The following is a 24,459-nucleotide window of genomic DNA, read 5'->3' on the forward strand; positions in this document are numbered from 1 at the left end:
ATCATTATGCCACAAAGTAAAAAGGCCGTCTGAAATCCCATAGGGTTTCAGACGGCCTTTTATCATGATGAGTTATTCGTCAGCTTTGTAGCCTTTAATTGCAAAGAAGACGATGTATACATAACAAATCGCTGATACAACGAAAGAAATCATCAAGCCGTAAGTATCCGCAGCCCAACCTTGTACCACAGGCACAACCGCACCTCCAACAATCGCAGTACACAATACGCCAGAAGCGCTGCTGGTGAATCGGCCCAAGCCTTTGGTTGCCAAAGAGAAAATGGTCGGGAACATGATGGAGTTGAAGAAGCCGATGGCTAACAATGCCCACATCGCAATATCCGCACTGGCTTTACCTGCCAACATAGCAACGCCCAACAAGGCAACAGCAGCAGTAGCGTTAAATGCCAAATAGCGGTTAGGCGCAATTTTCGCCATGATGGCAGAGCCTAAGAAACGGCCGACCATTGCACCGCCCCAGTAGAACGACAGATATTTTGCGGCAGATGCGTGGTCCAAACCTTTCAGGTAACCCAACACGCTGACCAACAAAGAACCGATAGATACTTCGGCACCGACATAACAGAAAATACCGGCCGCACCAAAAACCAAATGACGGTATTGCCAAACACTGTGTTTGCCATCATGGTTATGTTCGCTCTCTTCTTCAGCAATTTTACGCGCATCAGGCAAACGAATCATTTTGACACACACAGCCAAAATAATAAGTAAACCGGCCAACCCTAAATACGGAATTTGAACGGAAGAAATTTGCTCGGCTTTGCTGACAGTTTGTGTTGCATCAGCCAAAATCAGGAATGCGCCGATTTGCGGAGCAATGGTCGTACCCAAAGAGTTAAATGCCTGAACCAAAGTCAGTGTTGCAGATTCTTTACCCGGTTTGGACAGCAAAGTCACATAAGGGTTACCCGCTACTTGCAACAGGGTTACACCTGAAGCCAAAATAAACAATGCACCCAAAAAAGTTGCATAAGAATGACTACCGGCTGCAGGATAGAAGAGCAGACAGCCGATGGCGGTCAATACGAAGCCGCTAATCACGCCGTTTTTATAGCCGATTTTGCCGACCAAATAGCCCATCGGAATCGACATAATCGCATAAGCGGTAAAGAAACAGAATTGAATCAGCATCGCCTGAACATAAGTTAGGTCGAAAATATCTTTCAAATGCGGAATCAAAATATCGTTCATGCAGGTAATGAAACCCATCATGAAAAAGAGTGTGGTTAGGACAACCAGTGCAGGAGTATGATTTTGTTGTGAATGCGCAGACATGATTTGCCTTTCGTTTTGTTAAGATTTGCTGGAAAAATGAGCTTAAATCAGTTCATTAAACTTAACACCCATTAACAGCCGCCCGTATCATACTGATAATCCGTCACTTTGAAAACTATTTTCTAACAGCCGACTACATTATCCTTCAGTCGTTTAATTTTAAAAATTTCAATAATATTGGATTTATCTTTTATTAGATTAAAAAATAAAGGCATAATCCTCTTATTAAACCTATTATTTCTTTTTTACAATATCACTTGATGCAACTCAAAACATGCCCCCTCTTTACGCTTACCTTGCCCTGATTGCTTCTGCCTTCACTTCAGCCACACTACTTCCGGGTACATCCGAGGCGGCATACGCCGCATTTGTGTACCAATATCCGCAACATGCCCTCGGCGCATGTTTGTGTGCCGGTTTGGCGAATGGCTTGGGCAGTATGGTTTCGTATTACATGGGCAGAATGTTTCCGGCCAAGAAAAGGCCGTCTGAAAAAGTATTGGCGCGTATACAAAGATGGGGGATTTGGCCGCTATTGTTCGCATGGTTGCCGATTATCGGCGATGCACTCCCCCTTGCCGCAGGCTGGCTCAGGCTCAATGCTTTGCATTGCGCCATCATTCTGATTACAGGCAAACTGCTGCGCTATGCCATGATTTATTGGGGAATGAACATAGTTGCCGGATAAGCTTCGACAGTCAAAAATAAAGGCCGTCTGAATGATTCAGACGGCCTTTGCTTTTAATTCGACAATTACAAGACTTTCACAATGCTTTCGCACAGGTAGTCGATGTTGTCATCGGTAATACCTGCAACATTAATGCGGCCGGAGCGGACAGCATAAATGGCAAACTCGTTTTTCAAACGGTCAACTTGTTCGGGAGTCAGACCGCTGAAAGAGAACATACCGTTTTGTTCGATAATGAAATCAAAGTCTTGGGTTGCACCTTTGGCTTTGAGCAACTCAACAAATTTTTGGCGCATGGCTTTGATGCGACCACGCATTTCATCGAGTTCGGCAATCCATTGCGCTTTTAAATCATCATTTTTCAACACCAGCGCAATGGTGTTCGCACCATGTGAAGCCGGGTTGGAATACAAGGTACGGATGATGGTTTTGACTTGGCTGTGGGCGCGGGCTGCTGTTTCTTCATCTTCGGCCACCAAAGTGAACGTGCCAACGCGCTCGTTGTACATACCGAAGTTTTTAGAATAAGAACTGGCAATCAGCAATTCTGTATTGTGTTTCAAGAACACGCGCAAGCCGTAGGCATCTTCTTCCAAGCCATTGCCGAAGCCTTGGTAGGCAAAGTCAAACAGTGGCAACCAGCCTTTTTCGGCAGAAAGTTTTGCCAAAGTTTCCCATTGTTCGGGCGTAGGGTCGATGCCGGTAGGATTGTGGCAGCAGCCGTGCAGCAGGACGATGTCGCCTTTTTGCGCTTGGCTCAAATCTTCAATCATACCGTCCCAATCCAAACCGTGTTTGGCGGCATCATAGTAACGATAAGGTTTATCTTGGATACCGACTGCTTTGGCGATGGCGTTATGGTTAGGCCAAGTCGGATTGGAAATCCAGATGGTTTGCGCGTTCAACTGACGTTTGACAAATTCGGCCGCAATGCGCAATGCACCTGTACCGCCAAGGCTTTGCGCTGTTTTGGCGCGACGGCTGGCGATGATTTCGTGGTCTTTACCAAACAACAGGATTTGGGTTTGCTCGTTGTAATCGGCAACGCCGTCGATGGTCAGGTAATTTTTAGTTGTCTCGCTTTCCAGCAGGCGTTTTTCAGCCTCTTTGACGGCTTTGACAATAGGCGTCGCGCCGGATGCGTCTTTGTACACGCCGATGCCGAGATTGACTTTCTCCGGACGGGTTTCGGCTTTAAACGCCTCGCCCAAACCTAAAATCGGATCAGCAGGAGCAGCTTCGATATGCTTGAAGAACATGATTTTTCTCTTTACAAGTAGTAAAACGGTTGAAAAAATACAAATTTATGTAATTTTACGCCGTTTCAGGCCGTCTGAAAACGGATTATTACAGGGTTTTAACGCAAGATTGCCAACAAATCCAAAGGCGTGGCAATACGGAAATCGGCAAGCCAGTTTTCGGTTTGGTCTTCGGCAGAAATATAGCCCCAATCGGCAAGCACGGTCGTCATGCCTGCATTTTTTCCTGCCTGCATATCGCGCTCTGCATCGCCAACATAAAAACATCGCTGCGCCTCAACGCCAATCTGCTCGCACGCATAAAACATAGGCTTCACGCTGGGCTTGGGTTCATCGCAAGTATCGCCGCTGACAATCACGGCAGGAGGCACGGTAAATCCGAGCTTAGGCACGAGGACATCGGTAAAACGCATGGGCTTGTTGGTAATAATGCCCCATTGGATACCGCATTGAACTAAGGCTTCCAGCATTTCATTTACGCCGTCGAACAAGATGGTTTGGTCGGCATAGCAGCGGCTGTATTCGTCCAAAAACTCTTTGCGCCATTGCATATAGTCCGGATGGTCGGGCGTAATGCCTGCGCCAAGTTTGAGCAAACCACTCGCACCATGACTGGCCTGCGGACGGATTTCATCCATGCTTTTTTCTGGCAAACCGTGTCGGCGCAATACCGTGTTGAGCGCGCCACCCAAATCAAGTGCGGTATCGGCAAGCGTGCCGTCAAGGTCGAATAATACGGCTTGGGTCATAAGTGTTCCTTTGATAATTTTAGAAAGCCGTCTGAACAATCCAACAAGTTTCAGACGGCCTGAATATGGTTAATGGTGATGGTGTTCGTGCATTTCCTGTGAACACAAAACTTCATCTTTATGCGGATGCTGTTCGCTTTCAATCTGAATCGTACAATGCCCGATGTTGTGATGCGCCAATTCATGTTCGATGCGGTAGACAATTTGTTCGGACTCTGCAACCGTCATGCTGCCATCTACAACAATATGGCAGGACAAAACGTGGATATTGCTGGTAATCGTCCAAACATGCAAGTCGTGAACGGATTTTACGCCCTCCGTATTGCGGATAACGCTGAGCAACTCATCGGTATGGATGTTTTCCGGCGCGCCTTCCATCAAAATGTGCAAAGTCTGTTTAAACAGCTTCCAGCCGCTGCACCCTACCAAAGCCGCCACCAATACGCTGGCAACCGTATCCGCCCATTGCCAACCATACGCCATCATCAGTACCGCTGCGACAATCGCCCCTATCGAGCCGAATAAATCGCTGATTACGTGCAGATACGCGCCGCGCATATTGACGTTTTCTTCGGTATCACCATTTTTCAACATATAAACGGCGACGCCGATGTTGACCAGCAAACCGATGATACTGACCACCAACATGCCGCCTGTCAAAATTTCCGGCGGATAAAACAATCGTTTGACTGCTTCATAAAAAATCATCACCGCAATCAACACCAGCGACAATCCGTTAAACATTGCCGTCAAAATTTCAAAACGCTTATAGCCAAATGTCTTTTGCAGCGTGGTCTGTTTCTCGCCAAGTTTGAATGCCCACAATGCTACGCCCAGCGAAAACGCATCGCTGAACATATGCCCCGCATCGGAAAGCAGGGCCAAAGAGTTGGTCAGCCAGCCGCCGACAGCTTCAACCAGCATAAATCCGGCAATGACGAAAAATGAAATGCGCAATACCTGCTTATTGGCGGTATGCGTGTGCGCGTGCAAATGATCGTGATGATGTGCCATGATGATTTTACCGTTTCAGACGGCCTTTTTATCCTGTTTCAAACTTTTCTCAAAATCTTCCAACATATCCAGCTCGAAACGGCTGAATCCTGCACGTTCCCGAGCTTCAATATTGACGTAGCCGCGGAAGATAAACATATCGTAACGCGCAATCAGGCTGCGGAACAAGGCAACCGGTTCCAAACCGCGCTCACGGCAAAGATGCTGATACCAATGATTGCCGATGGCGACATGCCCTACTTCATCGCGATAAATAATATCCAACACATCGCAGGTTTCCACATCGCCACGCTGTGCCACTTTTGCACGAATACCCGGCGTGACATCCAAACCGCGCGCTTCCAACACCCGCGGCACCAAAGCCATGCGTAACAAGGGATCGTAAGCGGTTTTATACGCCATGTCCCACAAATGCCCGTGCGCTTCAAAATCGCCGTAATCGTAGCCCAAGCTGTTCAGACGGCCACGCATCAAGCCGAAGTGAAACACTTCTTCTTTCGCCACCCTTACCCAATCGCACACAAACTGAAACGGCATATTGCGGAAACGATACGCCGCATCCAAAGCCAGATTAATCGCATTAAATTCAATGTGCGCAATCGCATGCAACATGGCCGCATAGCCTTCGACCGTATTCATCTTGCGCGGCGTAACCTCCGAAGGCGCAACCAAACGTGGACGCAACGGATGTCCGGCAAAACGGCAATCCACAGGTTTTGACTCATCAACCGTCAAACCTTCCGCCTCGCCCAACTGCGCAAACAAGGCCTGTGTCAACCTTCCCTTTTCATCCGGATTGTCCGACAGCAAAGCCTGTTCCAATAAAGGATAAGGATTCAGATACATACAAAACCATTGTTTTAAAAAGACAAATATTATAACCGTTTTAAAAAGCAAACAGAAAGACTATAATTTCAAGCTTTCCGTCAAATGACATTAAATACCACACCAAACCATTGTGTGCTTCATTAAAAAAACGTCAAAACCAAATACAGGCCGTCTGAAGAAATGAAATTATTTCAGTCACTTGATTGGATTTTTCATATTTACACAAATTAAACCCTCCATTCAACCCCTTGCCTGTTACACCATAACGTCTATACTGAACCCATCTCTCCGAACAAGGAATCAAAACATGAAAACTACCCGACTGTTCACACTGACCGCTGCCGCGCTGCTTTCTTCAGCCATCGGCTTTGCACAAGCCGGCGCAGTGGACGCCCTGAAAAAATTCAATAATGACGCCGACGGTATCAGCGGCAACTTCAGCCAAACCGTTCACAGTAAAAAGAAAACCCAAACCACATACGGTACATTCAAAATCCTGCGCCCGGGTTTGTTCAAATGGGAATACACCAAACCCTACAAACAAACCATCGTCGGCGACGGCAAAACCATTTGGCTCTATGACGTAGATTTGGCGCAAGTAACCAAATCCTCACAAGACCAAACCATCGGCGACAGCCCTGCCGCCATCCTCTCCAACAAAACGGCATTGGACAGCAGCTACACGCTGAAAGAAGACGGTTCTGCCAACGGTATCGACTACGTTTTGGCTACACCTAAGAAAAACAACGCCGGCTATCAATACATCCGCATCGGTTTCAAAGGCGACAACCTCGCCGCCATGCAGCTGAAAGACAGCTTCGGCAACCAAACCAGCATCAGCTTCAGCGGTTTGAACACCAAGCCAAACCTTTCCAGCGGTATGTTCAAATTCACGCCTCCTAAAGGCGTGGATGTCTTGAGCAACTAAGCTTCTAATGAAACACAAAGGCCGTCTGAACAACAGACGGCCTTTTATTTAGTTCAATTCAAAATCAAACACACTGTTACTTTTGACCTTGAATGGCAGCGGCAATTTTTTCTGCGCCTTTTTTCGCCCAGTCTGCCTGCTTGGCTTCCACCATCACGCGTACGACAGGCTCGGTACCGGATGCGCGCAAGACCACGCGGCCTTTGCCTTCGAGTTCTTTTTCCACTTCAGCCAAAGCCTCTTTGGAAGCGTCCTGCCAGTTTTGGCCTTTTTTGATGTGGACGTTGATCATGGTTTGCGGATACGGCTGCCAATCGGCGCAAACGGTGGCAAGGTCTTGATTCAAGGTTTGCAGTGCGGCCAAAACTTGCAGCGCGGAAATGATGCCGTCACCGGTATTGTGTTTGTCCATGCACAAAATATGGCCGCTGGCTTCGCCGCCAATCAACCAACCGCGTTGATGGAGCTGTTCCAACACATAGCGGTCGCCCACTTTGGCGCGGCAGAAATCAACACCCTGCTCTTTCAAAGCAACTTCCATCGCCATATTGGTCATCACCGTACCCACCACGCCGCCGATCTCCACGCCTTCGTGCGCGCGTGCTTTGGCAATCACATAAATCAAGCTGTCGCCGTCATACACTTTGCCATTGCGGTCAACCATCATCAAACGGTCGCCATCGCCATCCAAGGCAATGCCGTAATCGGCTTCATTTTGCAACACAGCCGCTTGCAGAGCTTTCGGATGGGTCGCACCACATTTCTCATTGATGTTGTAGCCGTTTGGCTCATCACCGATACTAACCACTTGCGCACCCAACTCGTGGAATACTTTAGGCGCAACTGCATAGCCTGCACCATTGGCGGTATCGACCACCAATTTCAGACCGCGCAAATCCAAATGACTTGGGAAAGTGGATTTACAGAACTCGATATAGCGGTCATCCGCACCATTAATCCGGCGCGCACGGCCAAGACGACTGGACGGCTGGGTTTTCATTTCCTCATCGATTTTGGCTTCGATTTCCAACTCGATTTCATCGCTCAGCTTCACACCACCTTCGGCAAAGAATTTAATGCCGTTGTCGGAATAAACGTTATGGGAAGCAGAAATCATCACACCGGCAGACAAACGCAAAGCACGGGTCAGATACGCTACGCCCGGGGTTGGCAGAGGGCCGGTTTGAATAACATTGACACCGGCGGCAGTAAAGCCGGCGATCAGCGCGGCTTCCAGCATATAGCCTGAAATACGCGTGTCTTTACCGATCAAGACGGTTGGTTTGATTTCGCCTTCGTGCTGCACCAAAACCTGACCTGCCGCATAGCCTAATTTCAGGACAAAATCAGGATTGATAGGAAACTGACCGACTTCGCCACGCACACCGTCAGTACCGAAATATTTTTTTGCCATGAGATAACTCCGTGATTGTTTTGTCGTATGTGAATATGGTTGAACTTCTTTAAAAGAATCTTGATTGTATTCGAAGGCCGTCTGAATCTTTCAGACGACCCTTGATCATGAGAATAATTTACTACTTCAGTATTATAGCAAGATCCAGATTTCCTGCACAAAAAAAGCGCATCCTTTTGCAGAATGCGCTTCCTATTCGAGATTCAAAATCAAATCTTAGAATTTAGCACCAGACTGATTAGCCATGTAATCAACTGCAGCTTTCACTTCATCATCGCTCAGGCTACCGTTACCACCTTTGGCAGGCATTGCGTTAAAGCCTTCGAGTGCGTGTTTGTGTAGGGTGTCTTTACCTTGTTTGATACGAGGAGCCCAGTCTTCTTTTTTACCTACATGAGGAACACCTGGAACTGCGCCGCCGTGACATGCTTGGCAGTTGGCTTCGTAAACTTTTTTGCCGTCTGCGCCACCGGCTGCTGGAGCTGCCGCACCTTTGTCATCTGCTTTGGCCGCATCTGCTTTAGGGGCTTCTGCAGGAGCTGCACCTTCAGCCGCCGGAGCTGAAGCGGTTTCACCGGAAGCGGCTGCATCGGCAGGAGCTGCGGCATCAGGATCAGGGAAAGTACCGCCGGCTTTGTTGGCCATGTAAGTAATGACGCGTTTCAATTCTTGATCGGTCAAATCAGCTGCACCGCCTTTGGCAGGCATTGCGTTGAAACCGTTCAAAGCGTGTTGGAACAAGGTATCAAAGCCTTGAGCAATGCGAGGCGCCCAATCGCCTTTGTTTTCAAATTTAGGCGCTTTGGGAACAATGCTGTCCGCTGCGTGACATTGAATACAGATTTTGTTGAAAATCTGATCGCCTTGACGCTCGCCGACTGGAATGCCGTCGCCCAATTTCAGTTGGCCGACTGGCTGGATACGGGTTTGAGTCGCAGCTTCGGTTGTTTCGGCAACATCGCCGAATGAACCGCTTCCCGCCAGTTTGATCAGGAAGTAAATCACTGCAATGACAATAACGATACCGCTCACAAGGGTGAACAATGCAGAGCCTTGGGCTTTGTGGTCGCGGAGTTGTTTCATTTGGTAGGCCTCGCCGTTAGGTTAGGTTGTGCTGTAAGTTATAGTTTATGTGTTAAACGCAGTTAACAATATTTTGCTGGATTATACTGAATTCGCAAAGGCTTTCCAATCCATCTTGAGAAAAAGATACGCAAAAATCCTCAAAAGGCCATCTAAATTCTGCTAAGCCTTTGTAGTTAATTGATTATTCCAGCTATGCAAAAAAGTGACCGCCAATGCCACTTTCAGACACTTTCAAGATAAACTTTGCCAATAAAGCCAATATGCGTTAACCTTACGGCTTTCGCACCCATAGCTCAGTTGGAAGAGTGTCAGTTTCCGAAGCTGGAGGTCACAGGTTCGATCCCTGTTGGGTGCGCCAATTATAAATAGGCCGTCTGAAAGATGAAAATTTTTCAGACGGCCTTTTGATTTACTTCAAATAAAACTACATTCAATTTCAGATTGCATGGCTATTGCAACACTTTGGCAAATGCCTCGGCTACATAATCGATATTCGATGCATTCAATCCTGCCACACACATCCTGCCCGAATCCAGCAGATAAACGGCAAACTCGTCACGCAGGCGGTGTACCTGCTCTACGGTTAGGCCTGTATAGCTGAACATGCCGCGCTGTTTGATGAAATAGCTGAAATCACGATTGGGAATTTTGGCCGTCAAAACATCATAAAGTTTCTGACGCATGGCACGGATGCGGTCGCGCATGGCGTAAACCTCGTTTTCCCACAAAGCGCGTAGCTCCTCGCTATTCATCACATCAGACGCAATATATGCACCATGCGCGGCGGGGCTGGAATAAATGCGGCGGACGGTAAATTTCAACTGTCCGAACACCAGCTCTGCTTCTTCCTTATTGGGACACACGACGCTCAAACCGCCGACGCGCTCGCCGTACAGCGACAGGTTTTTCGAGAAAGAGTTGCTGACAAACAAAGGCAGTCCCATTTCGACGGCTTTACGAATCGCATAGGCATCGCTGTCTAAATCTTCGCCGAAACCTTGATAGGCAATATCCATAAATGGAATCAACTTGTGCGTTTTGATGATGTCCAACACTTCATCCCATTGCGCTTGCGACATATCTACGCCGGTCGGGTTTTGACAGCATGGATGCAAAATCAAGACACTGTTTTCCGGTAATGTCTTGAAAAACGCAGTCATTTCTTCAAATTTCACGCCGACGGTTTCAGGGTTGTAATAAGGATACGTCCCCACTTCAAAACCTGCGCCTTCAAAAATGCCTTTATGGTTGTCCCAAGTCGGATCGCTGACATAGGCTTTTGCATCGGGGAACCAACGGTGCAAAAAGTCGGCACCGACTTTCAACGCCCCTGAACCACCCAAAGTCTGTATGGTTGCAACGCGCCCTTCTGCCAATGCCGAATTATCCTTGCCAAACAACAAACGCTGAACGGCGCTTCGATAAGTATCCAAACCTTCCATCGGCAGATAAGGAGAGGGGCGCGGTACGGCCGCATGCTCTGCTTCTGCCCGGCGGACAGATTCCAAAACCGGCATTTTGCCTTCGTCATCAAAATAAATGCCTATGCTCAAGTTGACTTTTTCAGGACGCTCGTCGCGTTTGAAAGTTTCAACCAAACTCAAAATCGGGTCGCCCGGATAATACTCGACATGACGGTACATGGTGCTTCCTTTGTTTTCAGACAGAATTGATGAAGATTGTGGCACTAAAAGTTCTTATTTGCAAAATCAGGCCGTCTGAAAAATTCAGACGGCCTGATTATTTTTAAACGCTACCAATCCACCCGTTTCAAATCATTTTGTGCCAATACATCCGCATGCTCGCTGCGGCTTTGATATTCCCTGTCCTGCAAAATGCGGCGAGCGACATAATTCAAATGCAGCTTGGCCGCTTCCGCCGCCTCGGCCGGTTTGGCCTGGGCAATGGCTTCAAAAATAGCGCGGTGCTGGGCAATCAGTGTCGGGCGTGGGTCTTCGGTTTGATGGATATAGATAATGCCGCTGCGTGTTTGCTGATAAAGCATTTTGAGCAGGCTGCTGGAAAGATGACTGAATAGGATATTGTGCGCGGCATCAGCAATGGTTTGATGAAAGCTGACGTCTGCTTCGGCTTGATGCTCCAAATTTCCGCTTTCACAGGCCGTTTCAAACTTCTGCCGCCAGAAGTCAATGCGTTTCAAATCGGCGTCAGTCCGTCTTTCGGCGGCCAGTGCCGCCATACAGCCTTCAACGTGACAGCTGAAATCGAAAACGTCTGTTTCCCAATTGGTATGTTTGCCGAGCAACTCCTGCCAGCTTTGCAAAAAATCCTGCTGCGGCTTGACGGAAACATAATAGCCATCGCCCTGCCGCGCTTCCAAAACCTGCTTGGCAATCAAGATATTCAATGCCACCCTGACTGACGGACGCGATACGCCGAATTCTTCCGCAAGCGTACGTTCGGGAGGCAATTTACTGCCTTCTTCATAAATGCCGGTCGCGATACGTTCTTCCAAAACGGCTAAAACCTGATCGCTGATTTTTTGCGGACGAACCAATTTCGTCATGTTGTATTCCTGATGATTGAAGGACAGTTGTATTCAAACGGCCATAAATTGGATTGACCAATTGGCCGCCCATTCTAATCAATCCCCTATTTTTTCGTCAAGAAATGCCATTCTCCCCATTGCAAGCAGTTTAATTCAAACACATTCATTTTTATCACGTAACCTCACCAATGCCTTCAAATCAATATTTTGGTATGACCAATCTTAATAAACAACCTATGCGCCCAAAATCTGAAAATATTGATTTAGATTAAAATCCCACTGCTTCTATTTAACTAGACTTTATGTATAATACTTAGGTATTAATCAACATAATTCCTAATAATAGAGAGAAACAATATGAAATACCCACCATTACTTATCTTACCCATTGCCTTAGCCGTATCCCAAGCATGGGCAGACACTGATCCTGTACCTGAAGAAACAGTTACCCTTTCCCCTGTCACCGTCACCGGCACACAACAACAAAAAGCCAATCGCGTTACTTTCAACCCCAAAGCTGCTTTGCAACCCCTCCCTGCCGGAGACGGGGCAGACCTTTTACAATCCGTGCCCAACATGAGCATCATCCGTAAAGGGGGCAGCTCGGGCGATCCGCTGTTCCGTGGTTTGGGCGGCTCGCGCCTCTCCGTCAATGCCGACGACCAGTTTATTTATGGTGGTTGCGGTATGCGCATGGACCCACCGACTGCCTATATCCACCCCAATTCATTTGATAAAGTTGTCGTTACCAAAGGCCCGCAAACCGTTACCCAAGGCATGGGTTTGGTCAGCGGCTCGGTGCAATTTATCCGTAAAGATCCTGATTTCACTGAAAAACCTTACAACATCAACGCAACCCTGACGGCAGGCAGCAACGACCGCCTTGACGGCTCGCTGGAAGCCGAGTTCGGCGGCAAATATGGCTACGTCCGTACCAATATCTCCCATAATGAGGCCGACGATTACAAAGACGGCGACGGCAACCGCATTCACTCCAACTTCAAACGCGACAGCCAAATGTTGCAACTGGGTGTTACTCCGACAGAAAACACCACCATTGCCGGCACATACGAACGCAGCAGAGCCAAGGTTGCCTACGCCGACCGCATGATGGACGGCAGCAAATTCGACCGTGATGCATGGAATATCCGTTTTACCCAACGCAACCTCACCCCATGGTTCAGCGAGTTGGAACTGCGCTACGGTAAAAGCGAAATCGACCACGTGATGGACACATACAGCCTGCGTACCATCTACAATCCTGCCGGCAAGCAGATTAAAAATGCCAACAACCCTAAACGCAATACCGACACAGGCCGTCTGAAAGCTACTTTCGACTGGGACAAGCTCAACCTGCAAACCGGTTTGGATTATTTGGATGACGTCCACGTCGCGCGTCATGAGCGTGGTGGCGACGGCTACAGCCACAAGCCTTACATGCCCAACCAAAGTTTCAAACAATGGGGTATTTTCACCGAAGCTTCTTGGCAGCAAACCGACAATCAACGCTGGGTAGCAGGTTTGCGCCATGACCAAGTCAAAGCGCATTACGATACCGCGCGTGTTACCGACCCCGTTTTGAAACATCAAAAATTCAATTTGAACTCAGGCTTCCTGCGTTGGGAAAGAAATACGGACAACGGCCTGAAATACTATGCCGGCTTCGGTATTGCCGAACGCGCACCTGACTATTGGGAACGCCTGCGCTCTGAAAACAAAGCCATCCGAGCAGAGCAAAACCGCCAAATCGATGCAGGTGTAATCTGGAAACGTCCTAACCTCCACGCGTCTGTATCCGTATTCGGCAGCGACATCAAAGACTTCATCATGATGGAGCGCCAAGGCATGAATTTCGGCGTGCGCAACATCAACGCTTCACGCTTTGGCGGCGAAGCCGAAGTCAAATGGACATTTGCGCCTAACTGGGAAGTCGGCACCAGCCTCGCCTACACCCACGGCAAAAACCGTACCGATGGCAAACCTTTGGCACAAACCCCGCCGCTCGAGTGGAACAATACCCTCGCCTTTGACAACGGCAAATTCAGTGCGGGCGCATTATGGCGCGTCGTGGCCAAACAAAACCGTTACAGCAAAGGCCAAGGCAATATCGTCGGCCAAGACATCGGCGCTTCTTCGGGCTTTGGCGTACTCTCGCTCAACGCCGGTTGGAAATTCAGCAAATACGCCACATTGCAAGGCGGTGTGGACAACGTGTTCAACAAAACCTATGCTGAATTCGTCAGCCGTGGTGGCGACCCGTCTGCCGGTACTCAAACCATGCGCGTGAACGAACCTGGCCGTACTGCATGGTTGAGACTGCAAGCGAAGTTCTAATCAGCCTCTTGCGTATATAAAAAGGCCGTCTGAAAATTTTTCAGACGGCCTTAATATTTTTAATGATATTTTTAAACAAACAGTCCGGCGAAGCAATGCAACGCCGGACTGTTTGCTCACTATCGGATTAAATCAAACCCAAAGAGTTGATGAACACCACAATAATCGCAATCGGCGCAAGATAGCGAAGCACACCCAGCCACAGGTAAAGCAGCTGTTTCGGAATGGTGCTGCCCATGCCCGCATCACGCAAAACAGACTGTTTGTCCTGAACCCATGCTGTAAACACGGCAACGCTCAATGCGCCAATCGGCATGATGACGGCGGAAATAATAAAATCCCACAAATCAAAAATGGTTTTGCCGAAAATTTTAAACTCGCTCCAAACGCCAAATGACAGCGCCGAAGGAATACCGACTATGAAAATTGCAATACCGGTTACCCAAGCGTGGCTGCTGCGCTTTTTCTCGTCTTGGCGGATGGTTGCCGCGATAACGGTTTCCAGCATGGAAAACGCGGAAGTCAGTGTCGCAAAGACAACCAACAGCATAAACACGGCAAACAAATATGTACCCATCGGCATTTTCATGAAGACCGCAGGCAACACAACAAAAATCAAACCAGGGCCTTGACCCGGTTCAAAACCGAAGGCAAATACCGCAGGGAAAATAACCAAACCGGCCAGCAATGATACAAACAGGTTCATCCACATAATCATATGGCCGGAGCGGAACATATCCTGATCCTTACCCAAATACGAAGCATAGGTAATCATCGCGGACACGCCGATACTCAATGCAAAAAACGCCTGACCCAAAGCAGTCAGCATCGTACCCGGTTTCAAATACGACCAATCCGGTTTCAACAAGAATGCCACGCCCTCCATTGCGCCGGGCAAAGTCAGCGAACGGATAGCCAGCGCGATAAAGAGGATAAACAAACCCGGCATCAACACGCGGTTTGCCTTTTCAATGCCGTCTGAAACGCCGCCTTTGACCACCCAAATGGTAATCAGCATGAACAAGCCTTGGTAAAACAGCGAACCAAACGGCGAAGAAATCGTTTTGCCGAACAAGGCTTCAAAGTCTGCACCGGCATGAATTTCGCCGGTAAAGCTGTGCACGACGTAGTTCAATACCCAGCCGCCAACCACGCTGTAAAACGATAGCAAAATAAAACACGCGGCCACACCCATGCGGCCAACCCACGGCCACTGCGAACCCGGGCGCAATGCTTTGAAGGAATCAATGGCGTTTTTACCGCCTGTACGACCGATGTAAAACTCGGCCAGTTGAACCGGTAAAGCCACCAAAATGGTGAAAATCAAAAACAAAAGAAAGAATACGGCGCCGCCGTTGGTACCGGCTGTATAAGGGAATTTCCAAATTGCACCCAAACCGATGGCCGAGCCTGCCGCAGCAAGCACAAAGCCGATTTTGGATGACCAAGATGAATGGTTGCTCATGATGTAATATTAAGAAACGTGAAGATGCCGAATTGTAACAGGGTGAAGTCAAGCCGTGAGTGGCTGACGGACAGCCGATAAGCAATTCGCACGGATGGTGCGTACTTACCAAGCAAATTAGCATGAATTTTTGATAATTAAACTTCTAATAGCACAAATTTTATTTTTATATTCTAAATTTGACGGTTTATTTCAAAAATAAGCATATAAAAGGCCGTCTGAAACCTTGTTTTTAAGGTTTCAGACGGCCTTTATCCTTAAGCCGCTTTATTTTTTCATGGCATCGGTCATAACTTTGACATTGTAGCGGTACATGCCGATGTAGCTGTTTGCCGGTGCGCCACCCAATGCATCGGAATACAAACGTCCGCTGACATTAACGCCGGTTTCTTTGGCAATACGGTCAATCATGCGCGTGTCTTTGATATTTTCAGTAAAGACGGCTTTAATGCCCTCGCGTTTGATTTGGCGGATAATGGAAGCCACTTGTTTGGCAGACGGCTCGGCTTCGCTGCTCACGCCTTGAGGGGCGATGAATTCAATATTGTAGCGTTTGCCCATGTAAGAGAACGCATCATGCCCGGTCAAGACTTTACGCTTGGCGGCAGGTACGGCATTAAAGGCAGCCTGCGCATCACTGTGCAGTTTTTTCAGCTGCATTTGATAGTTGCCCAAACGTTGCTGATAGTAGGTTTTGCCTTCAGGGTCGGCTTGAATCAAAGCATTGGCAACGTTTTGCGCATAAGTACCCATCAGGACGGGATCGGTCCAAACGTGCGGGTCAAACTCGCCGTGATCGTGATGATGGCCTTCATGATCGTGGTCATGATGATGGTCGCCCTCTTCTGCTTTCAAAGCCTGAATGCCTTTGGTAGCTTCGGCGAAAGGAACTTTGCTCTGTTTGACTGCACGCTGTACATCGGCGGCTTCCAAGCCCAAACCGTTAAGCAATACCAATTTGGCACTGCGGATTTTTTTGATGTCGCCACTGGTCATGTGGTAGGCATGGCTGTCTTGGTTGGGGCCCACCAAGCTTTGAACGGCCACACGGTCGCCACCAATCTGTTTGGCCACGTCGCCCAAAATGCTGAAGCTGGTGACAACAGGCAGCGGAGCGGCATAAGCTGCACCGGTCAATAATGCGGCAACGATGCCGAGTTTCCAATGTTTCATATTCTCTCCAGTGATATAACGTAACATTAACATCATCATAAAACAGACCGCCTGATTATTCAAGCGGCCGTCTGAAAAATCATGCCGTGCGGTGTTTCTTGCGGCGCAGCCATTTTGCCAAAATGCCGCCCTCCCAACCGAACACGACGGAAATCAGGTAAAGCGTGCCGCAGCATAAAATAATCGCCGGGCCGGACGGGATTTCGATATGGTAGGAAAACAACAGTCCTGCCAAGCCGCAAAGCAAAGCCAATGCGACCGACAAAATCATCAGCCAACCCATGCTTTTCGCCCACAGTCTGGCGGTAATCGCCGGCAACATCATCAAACCGACCGACATCAGCGTACCCAATGCCTGAAAACCGGCAACCAGATTCATCACGACCAGCACCAAAAACAACACATGCCAAAAGCCGCCCTTGCCGCCGACAGCCTTGAGGAACAAAGGGTCTATGCTTTCCAACACCAGCGGACGGAACATGACCGCCATCAGCAAAATAGTAACACTCGCAGAAACGGCAATCAGCTGCAAAGCCGGAATATCCACCGCCAACACCGATCCAAACAGCAAATGCAGCAAATCGACGCTGCTGCCGTTTTTGCTGACCAAAACCACGCCGATGGCGAGGCTGCTCAAATAAAATGCGGCAAAGTTCGCATCTTCTTTCAATGAAGTAAACCGGCTGACCAAACCGGCCAACAACGCCATCAGCAAACCGGCCGCAAAACCGCCGACACTCATCGCAGGCAAACTCAAACCGGCAAACATATAGCCAATGGCCGCACCGGGCAAAACCGCATGGCTCAAGGCATCGCCCACCAAACTCATGCGGCGCATCACCAAAAACACACCAACAGGCGCCGCGCTCAATGCCAGACAGAAAATCGACGCCAAGGCATAGCGCATAAAGTCAAATTCGGCGAACGGCGCGACGACCAAATCATATAAATCCATGTTTTATCGCTTTTTTATTAATCTCTGAAAGCCTGAGGCCGTCTGAAAAATACTTACTTTCAGACGGCCTTGTCCATTAAACCGCGCACCAATCGGCCGCTTCCTGTTTCTGCATCATTCGGTTTGCCTGTGCCAAAAATTCATCGGTCAACACATTTTCAGTCGCACCGGCAGTCACTTTTTCACGCGCCAAAAGCAGCGTGTTGGCAAAATATGCCCTCACCTGCTCGTAATCATGCAACACGGCAATCACAGCCTGACCGTCCTGATGGCACTGGCGCAAAACTTCCAACAGCGCATAAGTCGTCCGCGCGTCCACCGCGTTAAACGGTTCGTCCAGCAGCAAAAATTTGGCATCCTGCACCAGCATCCGCGCAAACAATACGCGTTGGAACTGACCATTGGACAAATGCGCAATTTGGCGCGTGGCAAAATCCTGCATTTCCACGCGTTCCAACGCCGCCATCACGCGCTTTTTCTGCGCCGCGTTCACGCGTCCGAAAAATCCGATTTCATACCACAGCCCCATCGCCGCCAGCTCAAACACCGTCATCGGCTGGCTGCGGTCAATGTCCGACTGCTGCGGCAGATAGGCAATGTCCTTGCGCGCCATATTTTCATAGCGCACGCTGCCGGTGTCCGTCTTCTGCAAACCCATAATGGCTTTGAGCAAAGTCGATTTGCCCGCGCCGTTCGGCCCGAAAATCGTCCACATCTTGTCATCTTCAAACACCATATCGACATGGTGCACCACCGGCCTGCGCTGATAGCTGACCGTCAGATTTTCCACCACGATACTCATGGCGACACCGCCCAAAAATATACAGCCCACAACGCCGCCAATGCGACAAGCGCAATCAGCAACCTTTGCAGCAATCCGGTCAACAATACAGAATTCATAAGCCTAAAACCGCCCTTGTCCGAATACGGACAACAGGCCGTCTGAAAGAAAATTAAAAACATTAAAATGATACTGTATAACGTTAACTCTGTAAATTTCTTTCGTTTTCAGACGGCATCAGGCAAAAGGCCGAATATCGGTTACAATCCATTTTTTATTTGATGATTATCCTATGTCTATTCCACTCTTAAACGAAAAACTCAATACCGAAACCGCCCGCATTTCATGGGAAGAGCTGCAACCCCACTTTGCACGCGGTGCCGCCGTCTATGTTGCGCCCGATTTGGATTTGATTACCGTCGCCCGCCATGTTGCCGAAGATGAAGCTGCACCATTGAAACAATGGATGGAACAAGGCAAATTCGGTGCCGTCAGCGATGATATGGCGCGCACATTTTTAGCGGATAAGCAGGAAATGTGGGCGGTCGTTATAGCGCCGTGGGTATTGGTACAGCCTTGCAAAGACTGATAAGGCCGTCTGAAAAAACAAAACCGAAACATTTCACATGTTCCGGTTTTTCATTTTTCAGACGACCTATTGCAAAGTAAAGCCAGCTTTGAATTCAAGCTTCGGCACCCCGATAACGAAACGTTTGCCGATGCTGTCTTCAAATTCATACGCGCCTTCGATACTGCCCCAAGGCGTGCTGATTTGCGAACCGCTGTTGTACTCATAGGCTTCGCCCGGGTACAAAACAGGTTGCTCTTCAATCAAGCCGGCATGTCCGACCTGCTCTGTCTCACCGTGTCCGTCGGTGATTTCCCAAAAACGCTGACGCAAAGTAATGATTTCATCACTGCGGTTGCAGATGGTAATCAGATAATTGAAGGCATAGCGGTCGCGATAGACGTCGCTCTGGCCGGCCATATAACGCGGCTCCACGTTAATCTCGATTTCATTCATAATTGTTTACCCCGTATGGTATTTATTTTATTTCAATCCGGATAATTCCGGCGTGCCCGCCCTATTTTTGCAAAGGGTCGAAACACTTAAAACGCATCACGCGATCCAATAAAACAGGCCCAAGATCATCAAGGTCATCCCAGCCGCAATCAAATCATCAAGCATAATGCCTAAACCTCCATGAATCCGCCGGTCAAACCATTTGATCGGCCATGGTTTCAACGCATCAAACAAGCGGAAAATAATAAAAGCTGCCAGCCACCAGCTCCATTTAAACGGAATCAGCGACAGCACCAACAGCATCGCGACAATTTCATCCCAGACGATACCGCCGTAATCCTGAATGCCCAGCTCCCTCTCGGTATAACCGCAAATGCGGATACCCCAGAAAAACAAGGCAATACACAATAAAAGCAATATCCAGCCGTCTATGCCCAACAGGCACAATACAAAAGCCAGAGGTAATGCTGCCAGCGTTCCGGCCGTACCCGGTGCAACCGGCGACAAACCGCTGCCGAAACCGAATCCTAAAAAACACAATGGTTTGTGCAACAGCCAAGAAAAAGTAGGTTTACGTTCAGCCAAAATGATCAAATCCTAAAGAAGTCAGTTCCAATACGCCGCCTTCGGTATCCAAAATATTCAGACGGCCTGAGTCAGTCATTTTACCAATTCGGGCGACCGGTACGCCACTTTGTTCCGCTGCCTGATAAACGCGTTCCCTATCTTCTGGAGCAGCAGTAAAAATCAGTTCGTAATCATCGCCGCCGGCCAATACTGCCGACAACCATTGTTCGCGCGACAAAACGTTTTTCAATTCAGGCAACGACGGCACACAATCGGCAAATATTTCCGCCCCGACAGCAGAGGCTTTTAAAATATGCCCCACATCTTGAGCCAGGCCGTCTGAAACATCTTGCGCAGCATGGGCAAACGGCAACAATGCCTGCCCCAATGAAACGCGCGGCTCCGGACGGAGCAATTTATCATCGCAAACCGCCATGATTTCAGACGGCAATTGATAATGCCCCAGATGTTGGTTCAACGCAGCGGCAGCCAAACCCAACCGACCCGATACCCAAATATCGTCGCCGACTTCGGCCGCATCACGCCGCAGGGCACGCCCTGTCGGAACTTCACCTACTATCGTTACATTAAAGACCAAATCGCCTTTGGTTGTATCGCCACCAATCAACACCGTATCAAAACGCGCGGCCAAAGCAAAAAAGCTATCACAAAAACGTTTGAGCCAGTCTTGATTCAATTCAGGCAACGCAGCACTGAGCAACACCCAACGTGGCTTGGCACCCATAGCGGCCATATCGGACAAATTTACTGCAAGCATTTTCCATGCCAAATCTTCAGGTAAAACATCTTCAAAAAAATGTCTGCCTTTGACCAACATATCAGCGCTAAAACATAAATCAAATCCGTTACTTGGGCGAATAATAGCGGCATCGTCCCCTATGCCCAAAATCAGACCTTCCGATTTTTGTCGCTGCAAATATTGTCTGATAAAGTCAAATTCCGTCATATTTATCCAATATAACTATCACTTAGATTACTATATCTAATTTTGTACCAGCCTGATGTTTGCCTGTTAACACGTCAAACATCAAACTTCCATATTATTTAGATATAAAACTCAATAAGTTAAAGGCCGTCTGAAAATATAGATTTCAGACGGCCTCATGTTTTCAAACCACTCTGAGCAGGTATATTTACAGATAGACGATTTCGCCTGTCCGCCCCCTGCTCTCTTGACTTGCCCACCAAATAAATTGCGGCAGGACATCTTCGTAGTTTTTACGTTCGCTTTTCGATTCGCCCGGATGCGATTTAATACGTTGCGGCGAATTAATGGCGCCCGGCACCAAAACATTGGCACGCAAGTTGTCAAAACGTTCCCACTCATCCGCCGCCACTTTACACAAATAATTGAGCGCAGCTTTGGAAGCACCGAAACCGCCCCAATAGGCTTGCGGTTTCTCGCCGTGGCTTTCGCCGACAAAAATCACAGAAGCGTCTTCGGATTGCTTCAACAATGGGAACAGCGCACGAGTCAAGCCCATAGGCGCAACGGTATTGATGCGGTATTGGTTGACCCATTCCGATACGGTTTGGAAATCCAATGGCGACAAGGCATAGAAATAGCTGGCACAATGCACCACGCCATCCAATTTTCCGCCGGTTGCTTCATCAATAGTTTCCGCGAATTGCTTAAACTCTTTCTCCTCCGCGCTCATCAAATCAAAGCAGATAGCAAACGGCTCAGGGCTGCCCGCAGCCACAATGGCATCATATACTTTTTCCAAACGCTTTTGATGACGCGCCACCAAAATGACAGTCGCTCCGGCAGCCGTATAGGCTTTGGCAACCTGTTCGCCCAAACCTTGGGATGCGCCGGTAATCAAGATGGTTTTGTTCGCTAATGTCGTCATGACTTTTCCTTGAACTTTATAGTTTTGGATATTGTATCGGCTTGGTAAGTTTTGTAAAGTCAAAAAGGCCGTCTGAACATTCAGACGGCCTCAGTTTATACAACCTGCAAATCCAGCATAAGCTTTTCAGCCGCAGCAAAGCCCGACTGAACCGCAGCCTCCAATGTTGCCGGATAGCGCGGATGGAGATAGTCGCCGGCCGGATAAATACGGCGATGGTGCAGCCATGAGAAATCAGGTTGTACAAAATCAACCGTTGCCGCCGTAGTCGCGCGTTTTTCCGTAATAATGCGCACGGTTTCGGGCTTACCCAAATCCGGACAAACCCGCTTAATATCCGCATGAATTTTCTCGGCCAAATCTTTATCCTTCCATGCCTCGGTGTAATCGGAGACGCTGATGACGACCGCGACTTCATTATCCGGTAAACCCAACGCTCCCCGATGCAACACCCATTGCGCCGCACCATCAGAAAACCCAGTTAAAGGTGCAGGCAACTTGACTGCTTGGGCATAACGCAAATAAACCGTAGTAATCGCATGGTAATGTAACGATTGATAGGCCGTCTGAATATAGTCAGGCGTATCTTCAGGCAAAAGCGCGTCAACATGATATGGCGCAACAGCTAGAATCACCGCATCAAATACTTCGCCATTAATTTCAATTCGGCCATCGACATGAAGGTTTAAATGTGAAACACGAGTTTCAAGATGTATTTTTGCACCATGCTTGTGTAGAAAATCCAAAGCCGGTTCGGCTACGATCCGCCCTAAATCCTGCTTAGGCAAAAGATAATCGCTGTTCGCCTTTTCAGACCACACGCCATCATTCAATACATTACATAAAATGCTCAACGATGCCTGTTCTAACGGCGTATTTAAAGCACCCCAAACCAAAGGTTGCCAAAATTGACCAAGCAGACTGCGGGGAACATTTCGTGTTCTCAACCACTTTGCAACCGTCAAATCAGTTTTATGATGAGCAGCCCAACGTCGCAATGCCGACATATCCGACAGCAATTTGATTCTCAATGAAAAAGAAAGATTTTTCGCACGCAGGATACCGACAAGCAAATGCCAAGGCGCAGGCAGAGAGGCCGTCTGAAACTGTAATCCTTCATGGATGTACCATTGCAAAGGCTGGCGTAAAAAGGCTGATTCAGGTTTAACGCCAATATGTTGCATCAAAGTTTGTACACCATGATACGCACCCAACAAGATATGCTGCCCATTATCCAAAAAGCTGAATCCATCATCTTTCTCGGCTATGGCACGCGCCCTGCCGCCAGCCTGTCTCCCAGCCTCAAACAAAGAAATATCAGCTCGATGAATCAGAGAAACCGCCGCAGACAAACCTGCCCAACCGGCACCAATCACAGCAATTTTTGGACGCTTAGTATTCATGGTTTAAATCCAAACAGCCAAGTTTTCAAAGCAATACGTTTTTTACGGGGAGAAGGAATCGCAATTTTATAAGTCAACACATTTTGTGCGCCATCACGGTCAATTTCATTCAACAACGCATAATAAATAGCCGCCATAATCAGGCCGACTTTTTGAGATTTCTTATCCTCAGCCGGCAAAAGCAACATCGCTTCACGATAAGTTTCACGCGCCCTATTCACTTGAAATTGCATCATTTTTGCAAAATTGTCTGTCGGTTTGCACTGCATAATTACGTTGGCAGGTACGTCAAACTTCTGCATTTCCTCTATAGGCAGATAAATTCTTCCCTGTCGCGCATCTTCGCCCACATCGCGAATAATGTTTGTCAACTGCAAAGCCAAGCCCATTTTGTCCGCATATTCCAAAGTTTTCGGATTGGAAAAACCTAAAATCCGCGCAATAAGACAACCCACTACCCCTGCAACACGGTGGCAATACAGCTTTAATTCATCAAAACTACCATAACGAGCCTGCTCCAAATCCATCTGCATGCCATCAATCAAGGCATCAAATTCATTCTTCGGCAAGTCAAAATTTACCCGAATATCTTTTAAAGCTTGATGAACAGGATGCTCAGGCATCTCATTATTAAACACTTTCTCCAAATCACTGCGCCACCAATTCAAGGTAATCTGAGCCACATTCGGATCTGTACAGCCATCAACCACATCATCCAGTTCACGACAAAAAGCGTATAAAACAGTGATCGCATTCCGTTTTTCTATCGATAAAAAACGAAAGCCGGATAAAAAACTGGAATGGCTTTCGGCAACCTTTTGATGACAATAATCCAAAGCAAGCACTGTGTATCCTAAAAATATTGTTATAAATAAAGCAGGGATTTTATCTGTATTTAAAAAAGTACGCCAATATCAAAAATTCATCTTACAACAAGGCCGTCTGAAAGCTGATTTCAGCATCTTTCAGACGGCCTAATATCCTACGTCGCCAAGATCGAAACCAGCAGCATCACCACCAACAGCTGTACCAAGGAGTACCCCCTCTGTACGGTTGCCCCATTCCGTTTTCCGTCAAATGCTTTTAAGTACATATCTTTCTTCCCTTTATCT

23 protein-coding genes and 1 tRNA gene are annotated in these 24,459 nt (G+C 48.1%); 5 read left to right on the forward strand and 19 right to left on the reverse strand.

The window, feature by feature from the left end:
- Positions 1-72 precede the first annotated feature (72 nt).
- The gene (locus TW89_RS09765; RefSeq protein ID WP_128581325.1) at positions 73-1,296 is read right to left on the reverse strand and encodes a sugar MFS transporter; all 1,224 of its coding nucleotides are present in this window, start codon (positions 1,294-1,296) and stop codon (positions 73-75) included.
- A 274-nt stretch (positions 1,297-1,570) separates the two neighbouring features.
- On the opposite strand from TW89_RS09765, the gene TW89_RS09770 reads away from it, so the two are divergent.
- Positions 1,571-1,984, forward strand: coding sequence for a YqaA family protein (locus TW89_RS09770; RefSeq protein WP_128581326.1), 414 nt, complete (start codon positions 1,571-1,573; stop codon positions 1,982-1,984).
- Positions 1,985-2,049: 65 nt separating this feature from the next.
- Here TW89_RS09770 and TW89_RS09775 read toward each other — a convergent pair whose 3' ends face one another.
- From TW89_RS09775 to TW89_RS09790, 4 genes are all read right to left on the reverse strand, one after another.
- A complete protein-coding gene (locus TW89_RS09775; RefSeq protein ID WP_128581327.1) occupies positions 2,050-3,243 on the reverse strand; it encodes an amino acid aminotransferase in 1,194 nt (397 codons plus the stop codon).
- A 98-nt stretch (positions 3,244-3,341) separates the two neighbouring features.
- Positions 3,342-3,992, reverse strand: coding sequence for an HAD family hydrolase (locus TW89_RS09780; RefSeq protein ID WP_128581328.1), 651 nt, complete (start codon positions 3,990-3,992; stop codon positions 3,342-3,344).
- A gap of 69 nt (positions 3,993-4,061) precedes the next feature.
- On the reverse strand, positions 4,062-5,006 hold the full coding sequence (locus TW89_RS09785) for a cation diffusion facilitator family transporter (protein WP_128581329.1): 945 nt from the start codon (positions 5,004-5,006) through the stop codon (positions 4,062-4,064).
- Between the two features lie 15 nt (positions 5,007-5,021).
- A complete protein-coding gene (locus TW89_RS09790) occupies positions 5,022-5,852 on the reverse strand; it encodes a ferritin-like domain-containing protein (RefSeq protein ID WP_128581330.1) in 831 nt (276 codons plus the stop codon).
- A gap of 289 nt (positions 5,853-6,141) precedes the next feature.
- Here TW89_RS09790 and lolA point away from each other — a divergent pair, with 289 nt between their 5' ends.
- Positions 6,142-6,762 (forward strand): outer membrane lipoprotein chaperone LolA, encoded by a 621-nt coding sequence (gene lolA, locus TW89_RS09795; RefSeq protein ID WP_036493771.1) that lies wholly within the window; start codon positions 6,142-6,144, stop codon positions 6,760-6,762.
- A 76-nt stretch (positions 6,763-6,838) separates the two neighbouring features.
- Here lolA and glmM read toward each other — a convergent pair whose 3' ends face one another.
- Both glmM and TW89_RS09805 read right to left on the reverse strand, forming a co-directional pair.
- Positions 6,839-8,176 (reverse strand): phosphoglucosamine mutase, encoded by a 1,338-nt coding sequence (gene glmM / locus TW89_RS09800; RefSeq protein WP_070646694.1) that lies wholly within the window; start codon positions 8,174-8,176, stop codon positions 6,839-6,841.
- A gap of 216 nt (positions 8,177-8,392) precedes the next feature.
- Positions 8,393-9,259 (reverse strand): c-type cytochrome, encoded by an 867-nt coding sequence (locus TW89_RS09805; protein WP_128581331.1) that lies wholly within the window; start codon positions 9,257-9,259, stop codon positions 8,393-8,395.
- A 285-nt stretch (positions 9,260-9,544) separates the two neighbouring features.
- Here TW89_RS09805 and TW89_RS09810 point away from each other — a divergent pair.
- Positions 9,545-9,620, forward strand: a tRNA-Arg gene (locus tag TW89_RS09810).
- 91 nt (positions 9,621-9,711) lie between these two features.
- On the opposite strand, the gene TW89_RS09815 is transcribed toward TW89_RS09810, so the two are convergent.
- On the reverse strand, positions 9,712-10,905 hold the full coding sequence (locus TW89_RS09815; protein ID WP_128581332.1) for an aromatic amino acid transaminase: 1,194 nt from the start codon (positions 10,903-10,905) through the stop codon (positions 9,712-9,714).
- A gap of 110 nt (positions 10,906-11,015) precedes the next feature.
- Positions 11,016-11,789, reverse strand: a complete 774-nt coding sequence (locus tag TW89_RS09820; protein ID WP_049331101.1) for a FadR/GntR family transcriptional regulator — start codon at positions 11,787-11,789, stop codon at positions 11,016-11,018.
- A gap of 339 nt (positions 11,790-12,128) precedes the next feature.
- Between TW89_RS09820 and TW89_RS09825 the strand changes: the two genes are divergently transcribed.
- Complete coding sequence (locus tag TW89_RS09825; RefSeq protein WP_128581333.1) at positions 12,129-14,105, forward strand: TonB-dependent copper receptor; 1,977 nt, start codon at positions 12,129-12,131, stop codon at positions 14,103-14,105.
- 127 nt (positions 14,106-14,232) lie between these two features.
- Here the strand turns inward: TW89_RS09825 and TW89_RS09830 are convergent, their stop codons facing one another.
- The 4 genes from TW89_RS09830 to TW89_RS09845 form a co-directional block, all read right to left on the reverse strand.
- On the reverse strand, positions 14,233-15,570 hold the full coding sequence (locus tag TW89_RS09830) for a sodium-dependent transporter (protein WP_128581334.1): 1,338 nt from the start codon (positions 15,568-15,570) through the stop codon (positions 14,233-14,235).
- 267 nt (positions 15,571-15,837) lie between these two features.
- Positions 15,838-16,743 carry a metal ABC transporter solute-binding protein, Zn/Mn family gene (locus tag TW89_RS09835; RefSeq protein ID WP_108700264.1) on the reverse strand — a complete coding sequence of 302 codons (906 nt, stop codon included), beginning with the start codon at positions 16,741-16,743 and terminating at the stop codon, positions 15,838-15,840.
- A 79-nt stretch (positions 16,744-16,822) separates the two neighbouring features.
- The gene (locus TW89_RS09840) at positions 16,823-17,698 is read right to left on the reverse strand and encodes a metal ABC transporter permease (RefSeq protein ID WP_003685375.1); all 876 of its coding nucleotides are present in this window, start codon (positions 17,696-17,698) and stop codon (positions 16,823-16,825) included.
- Positions 17,699-17,774: 76 nt separating this feature from the next.
- Positions 17,775-18,500: a metal ABC transporter ATP-binding protein gene (locus TW89_RS09845; RefSeq protein ID WP_225522203.1), complete on the reverse strand. Its 726-nt coding sequence runs from the start codon at positions 18,498-18,500 to the stop codon at positions 17,775-17,777.
- 271 nt (positions 18,501-18,771) lie between these two features.
- Here TW89_RS09845 and TW89_RS09850 point away from each other — a divergent pair, with 271 nt between their 5' ends.
- Positions 18,772-19,068, forward strand: coding sequence for a DUF2288 domain-containing protein (locus TW89_RS09850; protein ID WP_128581336.1), 297 nt, complete (start codon positions 18,772-18,774; stop codon positions 19,066-19,068).
- Positions 19,069-19,134: 66 nt separating this feature from the next.
- Here the strand turns inward: TW89_RS09850 and apaG are convergent, their stop codons facing one another.
- The 6 genes from apaG to hpnD all read right to left on the reverse strand — a co-directional run bounded on the left by apaG (position 19,135) and on the right by hpnD (position 24,192).
- Entirely contained in the window at positions 19,135-19,503 is a 369-nt protein-coding gene (apaG, locus tag TW89_RS09855; protein ID WP_003682575.1) for a Co2+/Mg2+ efflux protein ApaG, read from the reverse strand.
- Positions 19,504-19,599: 96 nt separating this feature from the next.
- On the reverse strand, positions 19,600-20,088 hold the full coding sequence (locus TW89_RS09860) for a phosphatidylglycerophosphatase A family protein (RefSeq protein WP_164836725.1): 489 nt from the start codon (positions 20,086-20,088) through the stop codon (positions 19,600-19,602).
- Positions 20,081-21,037, reverse strand: a complete 957-nt coding sequence (thiL, locus tag TW89_RS09865) for a thiamine-phosphate kinase (protein WP_128581338.1) — start codon at positions 21,035-21,037, stop codon at positions 20,081-20,083. The genes TW89_RS09860 and thiL overlap by 8 nt, the downstream gene beginning before the upstream one ends.
- Before the next feature lie 187 nt (positions 21,038-21,224).
- The gene (locus TW89_RS09870; protein WP_128581339.1) at positions 21,225-21,944 is read right to left on the reverse strand and encodes an SDR family oxidoreductase; all 720 of its coding nucleotides are present in this window, start codon (positions 21,942-21,944) and stop codon (positions 21,225-21,227) included.
- 95 nt (positions 21,945-22,039) lie between these two features.
- On the reverse strand, positions 22,040-23,347 hold the full coding sequence (hpnE, locus tag TW89_RS09875) for a hydroxysqualene dehydroxylase HpnE (RefSeq protein WP_128581340.1): 1,308 nt from the start codon (positions 23,345-23,347) through the stop codon (positions 22,040-22,042).
- Positions 23,344-24,192, reverse strand: a complete 849-nt coding sequence (hpnD, locus tag TW89_RS09880) for a presqualene diphosphate synthase HpnD (RefSeq protein ID WP_128581341.1) — start codon at positions 24,190-24,192, stop codon at positions 23,344-23,346. Before hpnD ends, hpnE begins: the two co-directional genes overlap by 4 nt.
- Positions 24,193-24,459: the final 267 nt, after the last annotated feature.

The sequence above is a fragment of the Neisseria flavescens genome, assembly GCF_001618065.1.
In the GTDB taxonomy this organism is placed as follows: Bacteria; Pseudomonadota; Gammaproteobacteria; order Burkholderiales; family Neisseriaceae; genus Neisseria; species Neisseria flavescens_A.

Coding starts and splice junctions, on each gene's coding strand:
- TW89_RS09765 (WP_128581325.1), bottom strand. CDS start 1,296: ATGTCTGCGCATTCACAACAAAATCATACTCCTGCACTGGTTGTCCTA.
- TW89_RS09770 (WP_128581326.1), top strand. CDS start 1,571: ATGCCCCCTCTTTACGCTTACCTTGCCCTGATTGCTTCTGCCTTCACT.
- TW89_RS09775 (WP_128581327.1), bottom strand. CDS start 3,243: ATGTTCTTCAAGCATATCGAAGCTGCTCCTGCTGATCCGATTTTAGGT.
- TW89_RS09780 (WP_128581328.1), bottom strand. CDS start 3,992: ATGACCCAAGCCGTATTATTCGACCTTGACGGCACGCTTGCCGATACC.
- TW89_RS09785 (WP_128581329.1), bottom strand. CDS start 5,006: ATGGCACATCATCACGATCATTTGCACGCGCACACGCATACCGCCAAT.
- TW89_RS09790 (WP_128581330.1), bottom strand. CDS start 5,852: ATGTATCTGAATCCTTATCCTTTATTGGAACAGGCTTTGCTGTCGGAC.
- lolA (WP_036493771.1), top strand. CDS start 6,142: ATGAAAACTACCCGACTGTTCACACTGACCGCTGCCGCGCTGCTTTCT.
- glmM (WP_070646694.1), bottom strand. CDS start 8,176: ATGGCAAAAAAATATTTCGGTACTGACGGTGTGCGTGGCGAAGTCGGT.
- TW89_RS09805 (WP_128581331.1), bottom strand. CDS start 9,259: ATGAAACAACTCCGCGACCACAAAGCCCAAGGCTCTGCATTGTTCACC.
- TW89_RS09815 (WP_128581332.1), bottom strand. CDS start 10,905: ATGTACCGTCATGTCGAGTATTATCCGGGCGACCCGATTTTGAGTTTG.
- TW89_RS09820 (WP_049331101.1), bottom strand. CDS start 11,789: ATGACGAAATTGGTTCGTCCGCAAAAAATCAGCGATCAGGTTTTAGCC.
- TW89_RS09825 (WP_128581333.1), top strand. CDS start 12,129: ATGAAATACCCACCATTACTTATCTTACCCATTGCCTTAGCCGTATCC.
- TW89_RS09830 (WP_128581334.1), bottom strand. CDS start 15,570: ATGAGCAACCATTCATCTTGGTCATCCAAAATCGGCTTTGTGCTTGCT.
- TW89_RS09835 (WP_108700264.1), bottom strand. CDS start 16,743: ATGAAACATTGGAAACTCGGCATCGTTGCCGCATTATTGACCGGTGCA.
- TW89_RS09840 (WP_003685375.1), bottom strand. CDS start 17,698: ATGGATTTATATGATTTGGTCGTCGCGCCGTTCGCCGAATTTGACTTT.
- TW89_RS09845 (WP_225522203.1), bottom strand. CDS start 18,500: ATGAGTATCGTGGTGGAAAATCTGACGGTCAGCTATCAGCGCAGGCCG.
- TW89_RS09850 (WP_128581336.1), top strand. CDS start 18,772: ATGTCTATTCCACTCTTAAACGAAAAACTCAATACCGAAACCGCCCGC.
- apaG (WP_003682575.1), bottom strand. CDS start 19,503: ATGAATGAAATCGAGATTAACGTGGAGCCGCGTTATATGGCCGGCCAG.
- thiL (WP_128581338.1), bottom strand. CDS start 21,037: ATGACGGAATTTGACTTTATCAGACAATATTTGCAGCGACAAAAATCG.
- TW89_RS09870 (WP_128581339.1), bottom strand. CDS start 21,944: ATGACGACATTAGCGAACAAAACCATCTTGATTACCGGCGCATCCCAA.
- hpnE (WP_128581340.1), bottom strand. CDS start 23,347: ATGAATACTAAGCGTCCAAAAATTGCTGTGATTGGTGCCGGTTGGGCA.